Origin of the sequence: Rhodococcus wratislaviensis, from assembly GCF_041228765.1 — a bacterium.
In the GTDB taxonomy this organism is placed as follows: domain Bacteria; phylum Actinomycetota; class Actinomycetes; order Mycobacteriales; family Mycobacteriaceae; genus Rhodococcus_F; species Rhodococcus_F wratislaviensis.
In genome coordinates, this window is sequence record NZ_CP150488.1 from 2,588,318 (window position 1) to 2,604,222 (window position 15,905).

Here is a 15,905-nt window from a genome sequence, read left to right on the forward strand (position 1 = left end):
GAGTATGAACCACTGCGCGCACCGTCACCCGTCGAATGGGGTAACGGTGCGGCGGCAAAGGGGGTGCCGGTCAGCGCCGGGTGAGGGCCCAGCCCTGGGCTGCGGCGAACGCGCCGACCACCACGGCCTGCAGCAGCACCCAGACGACCCCGACGGTGGTGAGGTGCTGCCACTCCGTCAGCACCAGGGCCACGCTCGCGCCCACCCAGACGACGTTCGCGAGGACGACGGCGTCCACTGCGGCCGGCGCGGGACGGTCGGGCACGCTCACCGCCCACACCCCGGCGGTGAAGACGAGCAGGAAGACGCCGATGGCACGAAGGAAACCGGCAGTCGGGCCGAGGACGTCGTCGAGCACGGTGGCGGCGGCGAGGTAGGCGACCCCGTTGGCGCCGGTGACGACGGCGTCGACGCGGAGGGCGAGGCGCAGTGGGGAGAGTGCGGTGTGGGTTTCGAGCGCGGCGATCATGGCGGCGGTCCTCACGTGAGACGAGTGAACGGGTACGTCACTCAGACTCGCGCCGAAGCCGAATGCTCTCAATTACCTCGCAGGTAATGCCCGCGTGTAGGTGATCCACCGGTACCGGGTGCCGTTCTTCTCCGACGTGCGCCACTCGCCGGTGTCCTGTGCGTGCCAGGAGTCGTCGATCGGGGGTGCCCAGGCGTCGCCGTCGATCGTGACGTCGATCTCGGAGACCAGCAGGTGGGTGGCGAGCGGCATTGCCGCCGTGTAGATCTGGGCGCCGCCGATGATGCAGACGTCCTCGTCGGTGAGCGCGAGCGCCGAGTCGATCCCGTCGGCGGACTCGGCCCCCTCCGCGGTCCAGTCGGGCTGACGGCTGATCACGATGTTGCGCCGGCCGGGAAGGGGCCGGAATCTCGGGGGCAGCGAGTCCCACGTTCTGCGGCCCATGATCACGGGGTGGCCCTGCGTCACCTTCTTGAAATACGCCATGTCCTCGGGGACGTGCCACGGGATCGTGTTGTCGAGGCCGATGACGCCGCCGACGCCCTGGGCCCAGACCAGCTTGACCTGACGCGCCGCCACTAGACGGCCACCGGCGCCTTGATGGCGGGATGGTGCCGGTAGTCGACGATCTCCACGTCCTCGAAGGTGTAGTCGAAGATCGAGTCCCGCTTGTTCAACTTCAGCGTGGGGTACGGCAACGGCTCCCGGCTCAACTGCTCGGTGACCTGGTCGACGTGATTGTCGTAGATGTGGCAGTCGCCGCCGGTCCAGATGAAGTCGCCCGGTTCGAGCCCGGCCTGCTGCGCCACCATGTGGGTGAGGAGCGCGTAGCTCGCGATGTTGAACGGCACGCCCAGGAACAGGTCGGCGCTGCGCTGGTACAGCTGGCACGACAGCTTGCCGTCCGCGACGTAGAACTGGAAGAACGCGTGGCACGGTGCCAGCGCCATCTGCGGGATGTCGCCGACGTTCCACGCCGACACGATGATGCGACGCGAGTCCGGGTTCGACTTCAGCGTCTCGATGGTCTGGGTGATCTGGTCGATGTGCTCGCCCGACGGGGTCGGCCAGCTGCGCCACTGCACGCCGTACACCGGGCCCAGTTCGCCGTCCGCGTCCGCCCACTCGTCCCAGATCGTGACGCCGTTGTCCTGGAGCCACTTCACGTTGGAGTCGCCGCGCAGGAACCACAGCAGTTCGTAGACGATCGACTTGAGGTGCACCTTCTTCGTGGTGACCAGCGGAAACCCGTCCGCGAGGTTCCAGCGCATCTGATGACCGAAGACGCTCTTCGTGCCGGTCCCGGTGCGGTCTGCCTTCGGGGTGCCCGTGTCCATGACGAGTCGGAGCAGGTCTTCGTACGGGGTCGGCACAGTCACGGCGTCCAGTTTAAGGCGCTCCCCGCCCGTGCGCCTTTTCGGTAGCTGGAACAACCGGAAAGGCGCACGAGCGATAGCCTGCCGCCATGCGTGAACTCTTCGTGATCGGCATCGGCGCCGGCGACCCCGACCAGGTGACGGTCCAGGCGATCAAGGCGATGAACAAGGCCGATGTGTTCTTCGTCATCGGCAAGGGCGACGAGAAGCAGGACCTCGTCGATCTCCGCACCACGATCCTCGAAGAGCACGTCACCGGCCCGCACCGCGTCGTCGACATCGTCGATCCGCCCCGCGACCGCACGCCGTCCGACTACGAGGGCGTGGTGGACGACTGGCACGAGCGCCGGGCGGCACTGTTCGAGGCCGAGTTCGCGTCCGAGCCGCGGGTCGGGGCGATCCTCGTCTGGGGTGACCCGTCTCTCTACGACAGCACGTTGCGGATCGTCGAGCGGGTGCTCGCCCGCGGCAACGTGTCGTTCGACTACTCGGTGATCCCGGGCGTCACCAGCGTGCAGTCGCTGGCCGCGCAGCACCGGATCGTGCTCAACCGGATCGGCGAACCCGTGCACGTCACGACCGGCAGGCGACTGGCCGAGGGCCTGCCCGACGGCGTCGACAACGCGGTGGTCATGCTCGACGCCCACTGCACGTTCACCCAGGTCCCCGGCGACAACGTCCAGATCTGGTGGGGTGCCTACCTCGGCACACCCGACGAGGTGCTGATCTCGGGTCGCCTGCGCGAGGTCGAGGACGAGATCCAGCGGGTGCGCGCCGAACTGCGCGAACGCAAGGGCTGGATCATGGACACCTATCTCCTCCGCAGGTGAGTGCGAAAGCGTCGAGGAGCACACTTCGGCGCTCACCTACCGTTAGCCTGGGACCATGCCCGAGCTGCCCGAGGTGGAGGCGTTAGCCGAGTTCCTGCGTGAACACGCCGTGGGAGCGGTCGTCGGCCGAGTGGACGTGGCGGCCCTGAGCGTGCTGAAGACGTTCGACCCCCCGATCACCGACCTGCAGGGTCGCGACGTGACGGGCGCAGCCCGGTTCGGCAAGCACCTCGCACTCGACTGCTCCGGGTTGTGGCTCGTCACACACCTGTCGCGTGGGGGCTGGTTGCGCTGGACCGACAACCCGTCGGCGGCGCCGCCGAAGCCGGGGAAGGGCCCGCTGGCGCTGCGAGTGCACTTCTTCACCCCGGAGGGCGCGACGCCGGCGTTCGACCTGACCGAGGCGGGCACCAAGAAGCGGCTCGCGGTGTGGGTGGTGCACGACCCTCAGGAGGTGGAGGGGATTGCCCGGCTGGGGCCCGACGCGCTTGCCGTCACCGAACCCGAGTTCGCCGCGCTGCTGTCCACGACGTCGGCGCGGATCAAGAATGCGCTCGTCGACCAGTCGCTCCTCGCCGGGGTCGGAAATGCCTACTCCGACGAAATCCTGCACACCGCAAAGATTTCCCCGTTCGCCACGTCGCGCACCCTGCCGGATGACCAGGTGCACGTGCTGTACGACGCGATGCGGTCCGTGCTGAGCGATGCCGTCCAGAGGTCGCTGGGCCAGGATGCGGCGCGGCTGAAGGGGGAGAAGCGATCCGGCATGCGGGTTCACGCCCGGACCGGCCTCCCGTGTCCGGTCTGCGGCGACACTGTCCGGGAAGTGTCGTTCGCGGAGAAGTCTTTTCAGTACTGTGCGACGTGTCAGACCGGAGGCAAGGTGCTCGCCGACCGCCGGATGTCGCGGCTGCTGAAGTAGGCGTCGGCGCGAAACCGTGCCCGCATATAGTTGTGACCATGCGTGAACAGGCACCCGTACGGTTCGGTACACCTCTGACGGCAGGCGCGACGCGCGTGATGCTGCTCGGGTCGGGTGAGCTGGGAAAGGAAGTGATCATCGCCCTCCAACGGCTCGGGGTGGAGGTGATCGCCGTCGACCGCTACGACAATGCGCCGGGCCACCAGGTGGCGCACCGCGCGCACACGATCGACATGAGCGACCCGGACGCGCTGTTGCGTCTCGTCGAGGAGGAACGACCGCACTTCGTGGTCCCCGAGATCGAGGCGATCGCCACCGACGCGCTGGCCACGGTCGAGGAGCGCGGCACCGCGGTGGTCATCCCCACCGCCCGGGCGACGCAGCTGACCATGAACCGTGAGGGGATCCGGCGCCTCGCGGCGGAGGAACTGGGGCTGCCGACGTCGCCCTACGAGTTCGCCGAATCGCTCGAGGAGGTCCGGGCGGCCACCGAACGCATCGGCTTTCCCTGCGTGATCAAGCCGGTGATGTCGTCGTCCGGCAAGGGACAGTCGACGGTGCGCGACGCCGGCGACGTCGAGACGGCCTGCGAGTACGCGCTCGCGGGCGGCCGCATCAATCACGGCCGCGTCATCGTGGAAGGGTTCGTCGACTTCGACTACGAGATCACCCAGCTCACCGTCCGGGCGATCGGTTCCGACGGCGAGGTGGGCACCTTCTTCTGCGAGCCCATCGGGCACCTGCAGGACTCGGGCGATTACGTGGAGTCGTGGCAGCCGCAACCGATGAGCGACGCGGCACTCGCCCGGTCGCGGGAGGTGGCCGAGAAGGTGACCACGGCGCTGGGCGGCCGCGGGATCTTCGGTGTGGAACTGTTCGTGAAGGGCGACGACGTGTACTTCTCGGAGGTCAGTCCGCGCCCGCACGACACGGGGCTGGTCACCCTTCGGACGCAACGACTCTCGGAGTTCGAACTGCACGCCCGCGCCATCCTCGGCCTGCCCGTCGACACCACCCTCACGACACCCGGTGCGTCCGCGGTGATCTACGGCGGCGTCGACGCCGCGGGGATCAGCTTCGAGGGCGTCGCCGATGCGATGGCGGTCCCCGAGACGGACCTGCGATTGTTCGGCAAGCCCGAGAGTTTCGTGCGCAGGCGGATGGGAGTCGCCGTGTCCACGGGACCGGACGTCGAGACCGCGCGCAGCCGTGCGCGGGAGGCGGCATCCCGCGTCGAGCCCGTCGCGTGAGTCCGGTCGCCGAACTCCTCGTCGGCCTGGCCGTCGTCATCGGGCTCGTCGGAATCGTCATCCCGATCCTGCCCGGAACCATCCTCATCTTCGCCGCAATCCTGGTGTGGGCCATCATGACCGGCGGCGCGACGGCGTGGACGGTGTTCGCGGTCGCAACGGTGTTCCTCGTGATCAGCGGCGTCGTCAAATACACCTGGCCCGGTAAACGGATGCGCACGGCGGGGGTTCCCAGTAAGTCGCTGATCGTCGGCGGACTGGCCGGGATCGTGGGGTTCTTCGTCATTCCCGTAGTGGGGTTGTTCCTCGGCTTCATCGCGGGAACGTATGTGGCCGAGCTGTACCGGTTGCGTGCGCACAACCGGGCGTGGGCGTCGACGTGGCACGCCTGCAAGGCCGTCGGACTGTCGATGCTGATCGAACTGCTCGGCGCCCTGATCGCCTCGGGTGTGTGGCTGGCTGCGGTGGTCGCGACGTAGGTCGTTCGAAATCGGCGCCGAGGGGTATCCAGAAGCGTCCTCCACCTGCGATGATGAAATGCGGATGTTGATCTTCCCGGCTAGCGGAGGAATACGCCGTGAACAAGAAGACGACCTGGATCCTGGCGCCCCTCGCCGCCGTGGCCCTCTCCCTGAGCGGCTGCGGCGACGACTCGTCCGACTCGGCGGCACCGAGCACGACCAGCGCAGCTGCCACGAGCAGCGGCGAAGCGGCGCCCGCGTCGAACATGATGGAGAAGGTTCCGTCACCCTTCGTGATGACCCCGCAGATGGAGCCGACCTACGTCGGTTCGGTCGACGGATCCGACGCGTACGTCGCGCTGGCCAGGTCCGGCGACGAGATGATCGCCTTCCTGTGCGACGGAGACCAGATGTGGACATGGATGACCGGCACCATGGACGGCGACAAGGCGTCGCTGTCCTCGCCGGACGGAGCGACCCTCACCGCGTCGATGAGTGACGGCACCGTGACGGGGCAGGTCAGCGCGCCGGGTATGCCCGACAAGGCGTTCGTTGCCCACCCGGCCGGCGCCGACGAGGGCATGTTCCGGGCAACCACCAACCGCGACGGCGCCGACTACACCCTCGGCTGGATCATGACCGCCGACGGCGTCCGGGGGCTCGAACGGCAGGCCAACGGGTCGACCGCAGGCGGCATCGCCGTCGACCGGAATGACGACCAGATGGACGATCGGCAGCGTGAGCGGCGGCAGGAACGCCGCGAACAGCTCGACTGCGACGAGATGAACAACTACAACACGTGGCTGGTGTCGCAACCGCAGACGCCGCCGGTGGCCGAGATGGTGTCGATGAACAGTGTGCAGATGGAAGGCTGTTGACAAGGGGCCTACGTGCTAGCAGGTTCCTCCGGGAGTGTCGCAGCGGTACCAGGCGCGTGCGTTGCCGCCCATGACGGCGTCGAAGTCGTCACCCACCGCGTCCGCGACGATGTCGATATCGCTGTCCTGGAACACTCTTCGGGAACGGCTACCCGGAAGGTCGGTACCGAACATCAGCGCCTCGGGGTTGACGGCGTGGATCTTGCGCAGCACGTCGCCGACGTTCTCGATGGTGGTTCGCCCGAACCCGGTGGCCTTCACCCGGACTCCTCGGTCGACGAGGTCGAGCAGGTACGGCAGACCCCGGGTCGACATCCCCAGGTGGTCGATGCACACCGCGGGCAGCTTGGCGAACACGGGCTCGAGCGACAGCAGCAGCGTGGCGTCCACGTAGAACTCGGCGTGCCAGCCGGCCAGCTCGTATGCACGGAGGGCCTGCTTGGTGAGGAGTTTCACGTCGGTCGCGCTGCGCCGGAGGTTGAATCGGACGGCGCGAACCCCGGCGCGATCGAGTTCGAGGATGCTCTCGTCGGTGGCGTCGGGCTCCATCTGGGTGACGCCCACCCAGCTGGGGCCGAGCTCCGTGAGCGCCGCCTTCAGGTAGTTCTGATCGGTGCCCTGATACGAGGCCGTGACGACGGCGCCGCCGTCCACACCGAAGCCTTCCGTGCGCGCCCGGTAGTCGGCGATGGTGAACGGCTCCGGGAGGTAGCCGTGGTTCTCGACCACCGGGAACCGGGGGTCGATGATGTGAACGTGGGCGTCAAACACGACTTACATCCTGCCTTGTGCGGGGGACACGCCGAGTCGCGGAGCGGTCCGCGAGTGCTGGTACGAGCGTCCTACACCTACGTCTCAGGCTCATTAGGGTGAGGTCATGGGAAATCGCGAAGACCTGATCGACGGCGCCGCGCGCAGCCTGTACGAAAAGGGATACTCGCGGACGACGGCCCGGGACATCGCGTCGGCATCCGGGGTGAGCCTCGCGGCCATCGGCTACCACTTCGGGACCAAGGAGACGCTGCTCCACGCCGCGCTGTACCGGGAGATGGCACGCTGGGGTGACGACCTCGCGACGGCCGCCGCGAAGAAGATCGAACCCGGCATGAGTCCCACGGAACGGTTCGAGGCCATCTGGACCGGTGTCATCGAGTCGTTCACCGCCCATCGTCGGTTGTGGATGCTGCAGTTCGAACTGCTCGGGCACCTGGACTCCCTGCCGGAATTGAGAAAGAACCTGGTGGCGTCGACCGCCGATGCCCGCGACGGGTTGGTCGAGCTCTTCGGTGACGCGGGCATCGAGCCGGGCCGGGCGCACACGCTGGGCGCGCTGTACCAGGCGCTGCTGCTCGGCGTCGCGGAGCAGTGGCTGGTCGACCCCGACCACGCGATGTCGGCCGAGGAACTGCTCACGGCGTTGCGGGCGCTGTCGTCACACCTGGCCTGAGACGACGGAAGGGAACCTCCCGCAGGAGGTTCCCTTCACACCGATTCGGAAGATCAGGCCTTGTCGGGCTCGCTGGCCTTGAGCATGTCTTCGCGCTCGACGACCTTGATCCGCTCCCGGCCCTCGGGCTCGCCCAGGCTGCGCTCGTGCGCGTCGAGGCGGTACCAGCCCTGCCAGGTGGTGTACGGGACCTGCTTGCCCTCGAGGAAGTCGATGATCGCGTCCTCGGACGGGTTGGCGGGCTCGGCGAAACCGGACCGGTCCTCGAGCAGGTTCGCGACGGTTTCGTTGGCGTCACCCTTGGTGTGGCCGATCAGGCCGACCGGGCCGCGCTTGATCCAGCCGGTGACGTAGGTGGCGGGCATGAACCGGTCGTTGCCCTCGGCGGAGTCGTCGGCGATGACGCGTCCGGCCTCGTTCGGGACGGTGCCTGCCTGCTCGTCGAACGGGAGCTTGGCGATGTTCTGCGACAGGTAACCCACCGCGCGGTACACGGCCTGCACGTCCCAGTCGTTGAACTTGCCGGTGCCCTTGACGTTGCCGGTGCCGTCGAGCTGGGTGCGCTCGGTGCGCAGACCGACCACCTTGCCGTCTTCGCCGAGCACCTCGGAGGGCGATTCGAAGAAGTGCAGGAACAGCTTGTGCGGGCGGTTGCCCACGTCGCGGATGGCCCAGTCCTGCAGGGTGTTGGCGACCATGTCGACCTGCTTGGAGTTGCGGCGCGCCTGCTCGGAGCCCTCGTCGTAGTCGATGTCCTCGGGATCGACGATGACCTCGATCGTCGGCGAGTGGTCGAGTTCACGCAGCTCGAGGGGGGTGAACTTGGCCTGCGCGGGTCCGCGGCGACCGAACACGTGGACCTCGACGGCCTTGTTGCCCTTGAGTCCCTCGTAGACGTTGGCGGGGATCTCCGTCGGCAGCAGTTCGTCGCCGGTCTTGGCGAGGACGCGGGCGATGTCGAGGGCGACGTTGCCGACACCGAGGACGGCGACCTTCTCGGCCTCCAGGGGCCAGGTGCGCGGGACGTCGGGGTGGCCGTCGTACCAGGAGACGAAGTCGGCGGCGCCGTAGCTGCCGTCCAGTTCGATGCCCGGGATGTTGAGGGCGCGGTCGGCGTTGGCGCCGGTGGAGAAGATCACCGCGTCGTAGAAGTTGTGCAGGTCTTCGAGGGTGATGTCGCTGCCGTAGTCGATGTTGCCCAGCAGGCGCACCGACGGCTTGTCGAGCACCTTGTGCAGGGCGGTGATGATGCCCTTGATGCGCGGGTGGTCGGGTGCGACGCCGTACCGGATCAGACCGAAGGGGGCAGGCATCCGCTCGAAGAGGTCGATGCTGATCCCGCCGTCAGACGCGGCATCGGATTTCATGAGAGCGTCGGCTGCGTAGATACCGGCGGGGCCGGCACCCACGATCGCAACGCGCAACGGACGTGTCTGATCAGTCATCTGGAGCGAACTACCTTCTGATGGGCGGACAACGAAACCTCAGCTTAAATTAAGCCCAGCCTAATCGGGTGGCCGAGGTGCGGCAGACAGGGCAGAGCCCATTCTCGGGACGCACGCCTGTAGAGGGTAGTCGCCTTCGTCTTGGGGGGTCACAAACACGATTTGTAGGGGCTGCTCTATACACTCGTGGCCACGCCGAGATCGAAGGGAAGTCATGTCCGGTTCGAGCGAATCGCCCCAGCGCGACGCGGAAGGCACCGAAGATCCGGTGGATCCGCGGCGCACCACGGCGGTGCCGTTCATCGCCGCCGTCACCGTCATCGTCGTCATCCTGGTCGCCATCGTCGTGTCCAGCAGGCTCTCGCCCGCCGACGAGAACGTCACGGAAGCGGACCGCATCAACCGTTCGGTCGCCGACTTCATCCAGGCCCACAACCACGACGACGCCGATCTGCAGAAGACGCTGGTCTGCGCGTCGTGGTCCGACGACCGGTCGGTGCTCCGGGACCGGGAAGGCGAGGTCACGCTGAAGGGCGTCGAGTCGTCGGAGGTCAACGGGGACCGTGCGCGGGCGGAGGTCCGGGTCAGCGCCGACGACGGCAAGGGCGAGACGACGGATACATGGCAATTGACGCGGGACGGCGAGACATGGGTCGTCTGCAACTGACCGTTGCCCGGAAGGGCGCACCGAACAGGGTTGTGAAAAGCTGACATGGTGAGTTACGCAGGCGACATAACGCCGGAGCATGCCTGGGAGCTGCTCCGCGAGAATCCCGACGCTGTGCTCGTGGACGTGCGGACGGACGCCGAGTGGAAGTACGTCGGCGTGCCCGACACCACCTCGCTCGGGCGGAAGACCGTGCTGATCGAATGGGTCAGCTACCCGACGGGCACTCGTAACGACAACTTCGTGGACCAGCTGAAGGAGGCGGGGATCGCGGGTGGCGAGAATGCCCCGGTGATCTTCCTGTGTCGTTCCGGCCAGCGGTCCATCGGTGCGGCGGAGGCCGCGACAGCGGCGGGCATCGGCCCGTCGTACAACGTGCTCGACGGTTTCGAAGGCGGCCTGGACGCCGAAGGTCATCGTGGGGCGGTCGGCTGGCGGGCTTTGGGCCTGCCGTGGAGGCAGTGGTGAGTGCAATTCCTCAGGGCGGCGCGTTTCAGAAGGCGCTGCCGGACGACATCGGCCAGGGCACGATCAGCGTGCGCGGAGGAACCCTCCGCTCCGGCTTCGAAGAGACGTCCGAAGCGATCTTCCTGAACTCCGGTTTCGTGTTCGAGAGCGCGGGAGCGGCCGAGGCGTCGTTCACCGGCGAGATCGACCACTTCGTCTACTCCCGGTACGGCAACCCGACCGTGAAGATGTTCGAGGAGCGGCTGCGCCTCATCGAGGGCGCGGAAGCGTGCTTCGGCACCGCCAGCGGCATGTCCGCGGTGTTCACCGCGCTGGGTGCGCTGCTGAAGGCCGGCGACCGGCTGGTTGCGGCACGCAGCCTGTTCGGCTCCTGCTTCGTGGTGTGCAACGAGATCCTGCCCCGCTGGGGTGTGGAGACGGTGTTCGTCGACGGTGAAGACCTCGACCAGTGGGAGAAGGCTCTGTCCGAGCCGACCACCGCGGTGTTCTTCGAGACACCGTCGAACCCGATGCAGACGCTCGTCGACGTGCCCCGGGTGACGGAACTCGCGCACGCCGCCGGCGCAAAGGTCGTGCTGGACAACGTGTTCGCGACGCCGCTGCTGCAGCACAGCCTGGAGTTGGGTGCCGACATCGTCGTCTACTCCGGCACCAAGCACATCGACGGCCAGGGCCGCGTGCTCGGCGGGGCGATCCTCGGACCGAAGGACTACATCGAGGGGCCCGTCCAGAACCTGATGCGCCACACCGGGCCGGCGCTGAGCCCGTTCAACGCGTGGACGCTCCTCAAGGGGCTCGAGACGATGCCGATCCGGGTGCGGCACTCCGTCGGGTCCGCACTGGAGATCGCACAGTTCCTCGAGGGTCACTCCGCTGTCGACTGGGTCAAGTACCCGTTCCTCGAGTCGCACCCCCAGTACGAACTCGCGAAGCGCCAGATGAGCGGCGGCGGCACCGTCGTCACGTTCGCGCTGAACGCATCCGAGGGCGAAGCGAAGAAGCGGGCATTCGAACTCCTCGACGCCCTGCGGCTGGTCAACATCTCCAACAACCTCGGCGACTCCAAGTCGCTCATCACCCACCCCGCCACCACCACCCACCGGGCGATGGGCCCGGAAGGTCGTGCAGCCGTGGGCATCACCGACGGCGTCGTCCGGCTGTCCGTGGGACTCGAAGACACCGCGGACCTGCTGACGGACCTGGAGCAGGCGCTGGCATAGGCGGCTCCGCCGCTCGTGCGCCTTCTGGTTGTTCCAGCAACCAGAAAGGCGCACGGGTGCGAAGCTCCTAGAGGTCGAGGCTCGTCGCCGGCGTGACCGCGTCGAGGTGCCCGGCTGTGGTCCCGTCCTGAGTGTCGTACCGCCGCGCGCTCTCGGCGAGACTCGCCGACATCTCGGCCACAGTCCGCTGCAACAGTTCCCGCCGATCGTCGAGGTAGGACGTGAACCGGCCGAACGCGACGCCGGCCGCCTCCGGCCACGCCGCACCCGAGTCGGCCAGGGCCGCGTCGGTGGTGTTCAGCTGTGAGGACGCATCGTCGAACAGGACGTCGAGCTGACCGGCCGCTGCGCGGAGGGCCGCGGTGTCGACGTGGATGGAACCGCTCATTTTCGATCCTTCGTGTCGGTCGAGACGAGATCGGACTCCCGCGGACGCGATCGATCCGTTAGGGTACGGGCATTATGCATCCTGGGGGGGATCGTGAATCTGAGGGACATTGCCCAGTGGGACACCCACGCGCTTCACGCCGTGCAACGGTCGCTGTCCGCGCGGGCGGCGACGATCCGTTTCGTGCAGGACCGTCTCGCCGACATCGGCCGGTTGCCGGCGTGGCAGGACGACGCCGCGGACGCTGCACGTCGGCGGTTCCGGAGCGCCGCGGATGATCTGAGCGGCGAGGCCGCGGCGATCGCCGTCGTCGAGAAATTGGCCCGCGACCTGGTCGACGCGGTCACGCACCTGAAGACCGAGCTCGAGGGCGTCCGGGAAGCGGCTGCCACCCACGGTATGGCCCTGTCCGACAATGGGGATGTCACCGATGGATCGCCCGTCGACGCCTCGGTGGCAGCGCGTCGTGAAGAACTCCGTGCCGCCGCCCGCGCGCTGATTCTGCACGCGGAGGACCTCGTCGCCGACGCGGCCGCCGTCCTCACGCGGGCCGCGGACGGCGCGACCGAACCCGGTGAGGCGGATCGCCCGGGCACCGGACTGTCCGCCCCGGCGCCCCCGCCGGACGGCTCCCCGCTCGACAACCGCGCGTACTGGGACGCCCTGCCGGCAGCCCAGCGCCGCGAGGTGATCGAGCAGCATCCCGAATGGGTGGGAAATCGCGACGGCATCCCGTCCGCGGTGCGGCACGAGGCGAACGTGACCCGGTTCGACGACGAGCGGTCGCGGTGGGAGACGGAACGAGACCGACTCCGGGACAGGCTGGACCACACCATGTTCGGTGGAACATTCACCGACGACGACGCCGAACTGTGGTACGCCGAGCAGAAGTTGCGGGACCTCGACAACCTCGAGGAACTCGTGCGCGCTCACCCGGACGGCAGGCTGATGTTGCTCGACCTGCAGTCGGGTGAACGGACGATGACCGCATTCGCACTCGGCGACCCGGACACCGCCGACCACATCTCCGTCACCACACCGGGCATCGACACGACCGTCGCCTCGCTGCGCGGGATGACCGAGGAGGCGGCGGCGCTGAAAGCCGAGACCGAACGGCAATTGGACCTGGCCGGCCGCTCGAGCGATTCGGTGTCGACGATCGCGTGGCTGGGGTATCAACCGCCGACGACCACCGGTCCGGGCAATTTCGATGTGCCGTTCATCGACCAGAATCTCGGGCGTGGATGGCTCGTCGATTCCTGGCAGTCCGACCGCGCGACCGCGGGTGCACCGAAGCTCGCCGCGTTCTACGAGGGCCTCGACGTCGCCTCGCGGACGCCCGATCCGCACATCACCGCGCTCGGCCATTCGTATGGTTCGTACACCCAGGGCCTGGCCCTGCAGGACGCGGGACCGCGGCAACCGGTCGACGACGCCGTGTTCTACGGGTCGCCCGGGTTCCACGCGAACGACGAATCGGATCTCGGTTTGACACCCCGGCACGGGTTCGTGATGCGCGCACACGACGACCCCATCACCGTGGCAGACGGGTTCGGCAGGCTCGGCCCCGATCCGGTGCAGACGGACCTCGAACAACTGTCGGTGCGCGAGGCGTCGACCCCCGACGGCGTGCAGCGGGAAGATGCCAACGGGCACAGCGAGTATCCACGGCCGAGCGGCAACGGAGAGTTACGGACGTCCGGATACAACATGGCGGTGATCATCGCGGGCATGCCGGAACTGGCGATCCGGTGAGGGTCCGCGGCGAATGGGCAATGACGGCGGTCGCCGTGATCGGCGCGGCGATCCTGACGAGCGGATGTGGTGGCGTGACGGACAACCCGTACAACTTCAGCGACGACGAGATCGCTGCGGCGGCAGCGAGCCTGAGCGGCCGGCCGACACTCGCGGTCACCGAGCGGCAGGTCACCGATGCGCTGGTGCGGATCAGCGAGGCCGTCGCTGCGATAGCACCGGACGTCCGGTGGCGGTGGCATCGCGAACGCAGCCAGGGCGGCGGGTGCCCGGGACCGTATGCGTACACGGAGGGGCTTTCCGTCACCACGCAGGTATTGCTGTCCGACAACCCGATCGGCGACGCCGACTGGCCCGCCGTGCTGACCGCGGCCCGTGCGATCGCCACCGACGCCGGAATGGACCGGCTCGACGTGCACACCGACCGACCCGGACGCCACGACGTCACGTTCGCCGGTGGGGACGGGAACCGGATCACGTTCGGGACGTACCGGGCAGCGGCCATCAGGGGCATCACCGGCTGCCGCCACCCGTGAGTACTTGTTAACGTCCCGCGGTTAAGAAGTACTCACGGGCGGCGGAGCCGCATCGCCGCCGAACGGATCCGACGTGCGGCCGACCAGATCGGCGACCGATTTGAGCACCGCGGTGGGGCGGTAGGGGAACAGTTCCACCGAATCCCGCGTCGAAATTCCGGTGAGGACGAGGATGGTCTGCAACCCGGCCTCGAGCCCGCAGACGATGTCGGTGTCCATGCGGTCGCCGATCATCAATGTGTTCGCGGAGTGCGCGCCGATGGCCCGCAGCGCCGAGCGCATCATCAGCGCATTCGGCTTGCCCACGTAGTACGGGTCGCGACCGGTGGCCCTGCTGATCAGTGCCGCAACGGATCCCGTGGCCGGAAGGGAACCCTCCCGGGACGGCCCGGTGGGGTCGGGGTTGGTGGCGATGAAGCGAGCGCCCCTCTCCACCAGACGAATTGCGGTGGTGATGGCCTCGAAGGAGTAGGTGCGGGTCTCGCCGAGGACCACGTAGTCGGGATCGTTCTCGGTGAGGACGTACCCGATGTCGTGCAGCGCGGTGGTGAGCCCGGATTCGCCGACGACGTACGCGCTGCCGCCCGGACGCTGGCTCGCCAGGAACGTCGCGGTGGCCAGGGCGGACGTCCAGATCGATTCCTCGGGAATGTCCAGGCCGGTGCGGAGCAGACGGGCGCGGAGGTCGCGCGGAGTCCTGATCGAATTGTTGGTTAGCACGATGAACGGGGTACCCGACTCCCGGAGTTCGGCCAGGAACAGGTCGGCCCCGGGGACCAGGTGCTCTTCGTGGACGAGAACGCCGTCCATGTCCATGAGGTAGGTCCAGCCCGGGTGCTCTACGTCGTTGCTCACCGACTCAGTATGAGGGAGTGGCAGGGTGCATGCGCGACTATGCGAGCAGCCGGAACAGACCGATGAGGCCGACGACGACGATGGTTCCCCGCAACGCGGTGGGCGACAGCCTGCGGCCGTAGCGGGCGCCGAGGACGCCTCCGAGTAGCGAGCCCACCGCGATGAGGCCGGCGGCCGCCCAGCTGATCCGGTCGAAGGCCACGAGCGTGTACGCGGTCGCGGCGACGACGTTGACGATGAGCGAGAGCAGGTTCTTCGCGCCGTTCATCCGTTGCAGGCTCTCCGGCAGGATCGCGCCCATCACGCCCATCAGCAGGATGCCTTGCGCAGCGGTGAAGTATCCGCCGTACACGCCCACCGCGAACGTGCCGACGGTCAGCAGGGTGAGGCGCGCCGGGCTCAGGCCCGCCTCGTGGCTGCCGCGCTGCTTCGCCCAGGCCTGGATCTTCGGCTGCAGCACCACCAGGATCAGGGCGAGGATCAGCAGCACCGGGACGACGAGTTCGAACACAGTTTCGGGCAGGTGCAGCAGTAGCCACGAGCCGAGAATCGCACCGCACAGTGACGCCGGGATCTGCCACCGCAGCCGCGGTCCCTGCCCGGCCAGTTCCCGCCGGTACCCCCACGTCCCGGACACGCCACCGGCGACCAGGCCGATCGCATTCGACATCGTGGCGGTCACCGGAGGGAACCCGAATGCCACCAGGGTGGGGAAGGTGATGAGCGTGCCGCTGCCGACGATGGCGTTGATCGCGCCCGCGCCTACGCCGGCTACCAGGATCGCGATGACTTCGAGTGGTGTCACCGAGGCGACGTTACAAGGGCCTCCGGAGGCCCGGCAGCCGGGTCGCACCACCGTGGAGATGCAGGGCTGCAAGCCCCATTCAACCGCATGGATCTCCGTCTGTCAGTACTTCTGCGCACGGTGATTCTTGCGA

19 protein-coding genes are annotated in these 15,905 nt (G+C 67.8%); 11 read left to right on the plus strand and 8 right to left on the minus strand.

The window, feature by feature from the left end; all coding sequences use genetic code 11:
• Window positions 1–70: 70 nt before the first annotated feature.
• The 3 genes from WKC72_RS11690 to WKC72_RS11700 are packed head-to-tail and all read right to left on the minus strand — an operon-like array spanning window position 71 to window position 1,848.
• Window positions 71–484 (minus strand): hypothetical protein, encoded by a 414-nt coding sequence (locus WKC72_RS11690; protein ID WP_370182671.1) that lies wholly within the window; start codon window positions 482–484, stop codon window positions 71–73.
• 57 nt (window positions 485–541) lie between these two features.
• A complete protein-coding gene (locus WKC72_RS11695; protein WP_128641473.1) occupies window positions 542–1,048 on the minus strand; it encodes a dihydrofolate reductase in 507 nt (168 codons plus the stop codon).
• Entirely contained in the window at window positions 1,048–1,848 is an 801-nt protein-coding gene (locus WKC72_RS11700; RefSeq protein WP_105415229.1) for a thymidylate synthase, read from the minus strand. The genes WKC72_RS11695 and WKC72_RS11700 overlap by 1 nt, the downstream gene beginning before the upstream one ends.
• Before the next feature lie 86 nt (window positions 1,849–1,934).
• On the opposite strand from WKC72_RS11700, the gene cobF reads away from it, so the two are divergent.
• From cobF to WKC72_RS11725, 5 genes are all read left to right on the plus strand, one after another.
• Window positions 1,935–2,675 carry a precorrin-6A synthase (deacetylating) gene (gene cobF / locus WKC72_RS11705; RefSeq protein WP_370182672.1) on the plus strand — a complete coding sequence of 247 codons (741 nt, stop codon included), beginning with the start codon at window positions 1,935–1,937 and terminating at the stop codon, window positions 2,673–2,675.
• A gap of 55 nt (window positions 2,676–2,730) precedes the next feature.
• Window positions 2,731–3,597 carry an Fpg/Nei family DNA glycosylase gene (locus WKC72_RS11710; protein ID WP_037230756.1) on the plus strand — a complete coding sequence of 289 codons (867 nt, stop codon included), beginning with the start codon at window positions 2,731–2,733 and terminating at the stop codon, window positions 3,595–3,597.
• Window positions 3,598–3,635: 38 nt separating this feature from the next.
• On the plus strand, window positions 3,636–4,847 hold the full coding sequence (gene purT / locus WKC72_RS11715) for a formate-dependent phosphoribosylglycinamide formyltransferase (protein WP_370182674.1): 1,212 nt from the start codon (window positions 3,636–3,638) through the stop codon (window positions 4,845–4,847).
• Entirely contained in the window at window positions 4,844–5,326 is a 483-nt protein-coding gene (locus WKC72_RS11720) for a DUF456 domain-containing protein (RefSeq protein WP_370182675.1), read from the plus strand. The genes purT and WKC72_RS11720 overlap by 4 nt, the downstream gene beginning before the upstream one ends.
• A gap of 98 nt (window positions 5,327–5,424) precedes the next feature.
• Complete coding sequence (locus tag WKC72_RS11725; protein ID WP_128641475.1) at window positions 5,425–6,186, plus strand: hypothetical protein; 762 nt, start codon at window positions 5,425–5,427, stop codon at window positions 6,184–6,186.
• A gap of 15 nt (window positions 6,187–6,201) precedes the next feature.
• Here the strand turns inward: WKC72_RS11725 and WKC72_RS11730 are convergent, their stop codons facing one another.
• The gene (locus tag WKC72_RS11730) at window positions 6,202–6,957 is read right to left on the minus strand and encodes an amidohydrolase (protein WP_370182676.1); all 756 of its coding nucleotides are present in this window, start codon (window positions 6,955–6,957) and stop codon (window positions 6,202–6,204) included.
• A gap of 106 nt (window positions 6,958–7,063) precedes the next feature.
• Here WKC72_RS11730 and WKC72_RS11735 point away from each other — a divergent pair, with 106 nt between their 5' ends.
• Entirely contained in the window at window positions 7,064–7,633 is a 570-nt protein-coding gene (locus WKC72_RS11735; protein ID WP_037230751.1) for a TetR/AcrR family transcriptional regulator, read from the plus strand.
• 53 nt (window positions 7,634–7,686) lie between these two features.
• Here WKC72_RS11735 and WKC72_RS11740 read toward each other — a convergent pair whose 3' ends face one another.
• Window positions 7,687–9,078, minus strand: a complete 1,392-nt coding sequence (locus WKC72_RS11740; protein WP_370182678.1) for an FAD-dependent oxidoreductase — start codon at window positions 9,076–9,078, stop codon at window positions 7,687–7,689.
• Window positions 9,079–9,292: 214 nt separating this feature from the next.
• On the opposite strand from WKC72_RS11740, the gene WKC72_RS11745 reads away from it, so the two are divergent.
• From WKC72_RS11745 to WKC72_RS11755, 3 genes are read left to right on the plus strand one after another with little or no spacing between them, the layout of a single operon-like run.
• A complete protein-coding gene (locus WKC72_RS11745; RefSeq protein WP_037230749.1) occupies window positions 9,293–9,745 on the plus strand; it encodes a hypothetical protein in 453 nt (150 codons plus the stop codon).
• A 48-nt stretch (window positions 9,746–9,793) separates the two neighbouring features.
• Window positions 9,794–10,213 carry a rhodanese-like domain-containing protein gene (locus WKC72_RS11750; protein ID WP_005562410.1) on the plus strand — a complete coding sequence of 140 codons (420 nt, stop codon included), beginning with the start codon at window positions 9,794–9,796 and terminating at the stop codon, window positions 10,211–10,213.
• The gene (locus WKC72_RS11755) at window positions 10,210–11,433 is read left to right on the plus strand and encodes an O-succinylhomoserine sulfhydrylase (RefSeq protein WP_081792324.1); all 1,224 of its coding nucleotides are present in this window, start codon (window positions 10,210–10,212) and stop codon (window positions 11,431–11,433) included. Before WKC72_RS11750 ends, WKC72_RS11755 begins: the two co-directional genes overlap by 4 nt.
• 67 nt (window positions 11,434–11,500) lie before the next feature.
• Here the strand turns inward: WKC72_RS11755 and WKC72_RS11760 are convergent, their stop codons facing one another.
• A complete protein-coding gene (locus tag WKC72_RS11760; protein ID WP_370182680.1) occupies window positions 11,501–11,821 on the minus strand; it encodes a type VII secretion target in 321 nt (106 codons plus the stop codon).
• Between the two features lie 93 nt (window positions 11,822–11,914).
• On the opposite strand from WKC72_RS11760, the gene WKC72_RS11765 reads away from it, so the two are divergent.
• Together WKC72_RS11765 and WKC72_RS11770 are read left to right on the plus strand one after the other, a co-directional pair.
• Window positions 11,915–13,576, plus strand: coding sequence for an alpha/beta hydrolase (locus tag WKC72_RS11765; protein ID WP_370182682.1), 1,662 nt, complete (start codon window positions 11,915–11,917; stop codon window positions 13,574–13,576).
• Window positions 13,573–14,112, plus strand: a complete 540-nt coding sequence (locus WKC72_RS11770) for an LppA family lipoprotein (protein WP_370182684.1) — start codon at window positions 13,573–13,575, stop codon at window positions 14,110–14,112. Before WKC72_RS11765 ends, WKC72_RS11770 begins: the two co-directional genes overlap by 4 nt.
• A 21-nt stretch (window positions 14,113–14,133) precedes the next feature.
• Here the strand turns inward: WKC72_RS11770 and WKC72_RS11775 are convergent, their stop codons facing one another.
• Both WKC72_RS11775 and WKC72_RS11780 read right to left on the minus strand, forming a co-directional pair.
• Window positions 14,134–14,928 (minus strand): HAD-IIA family hydrolase, encoded by a 795-nt coding sequence (locus WKC72_RS11775; RefSeq protein ID WP_052033043.1) that lies wholly within the window; start codon window positions 14,926–14,928, stop codon window positions 14,134–14,136.
• A 76-nt stretch (window positions 14,929–15,004) separates the two neighbouring features.
• Complete coding sequence (locus WKC72_RS11780) at window positions 15,005–15,772, minus strand: sulfite exporter TauE/SafE family protein (protein ID WP_037230743.1); 768 nt, start codon at window positions 15,770–15,772, stop codon at window positions 15,005–15,007.
• Window positions 15,773–15,905 lie beyond the last annotated feature (133 nt).

Coding starts and splice junctions, on each gene's coding strand:
- cobF (WP_370182672.1), top strand. CDS start 1,935: ATGCGTGAACTCTTCGTGATCGGCATCGGCGCCGGCGACCCCGACCAG.
- WKC72_RS11740 (WP_370182678.1), bottom strand. CDS start 9,078: ATGACTGATCAGACACGTCCGTTGCGCGTTGCGATCGTGGGTGCCGGC.
- WKC72_RS11775 (WP_052033043.1), bottom strand. CDS start 14,928: ATGGACATGGACGGCGTTCTCGTCCACGAAGAGCACCTGGTCCCCGGG.
- WKC72_RS11760 (WP_370182680.1), bottom strand. CDS start 11,821: ATGAGCGGTTCCATCCACGTCGACACCGCGGCCCTCCGCGCAGCGGCC.
- WKC72_RS11745 (WP_037230749.1), top strand. CDS start 9,293: ATGTCCGGTTCGAGCGAATCGCCCCAGCGCGACGCGGAAGGCACCGAA.
- WKC72_RS11710 (WP_037230756.1), top strand. CDS start 2,731: ATGCCCGAGCTGCCCGAGGTGGAGGCGTTAGCCGAGTTCCTGCGTGAA.
- WKC72_RS11735 (WP_037230751.1), top strand. CDS start 7,064: ATGGGAAATCGCGAAGACCTGATCGACGGCGCCGCGCGCAGCCTGTAC.
- purT (WP_370182674.1), top strand. CDS start 3,636: ATGCGTGAACAGGCACCCGTACGGTTCGGTACACCTCTGACGGCAGGC.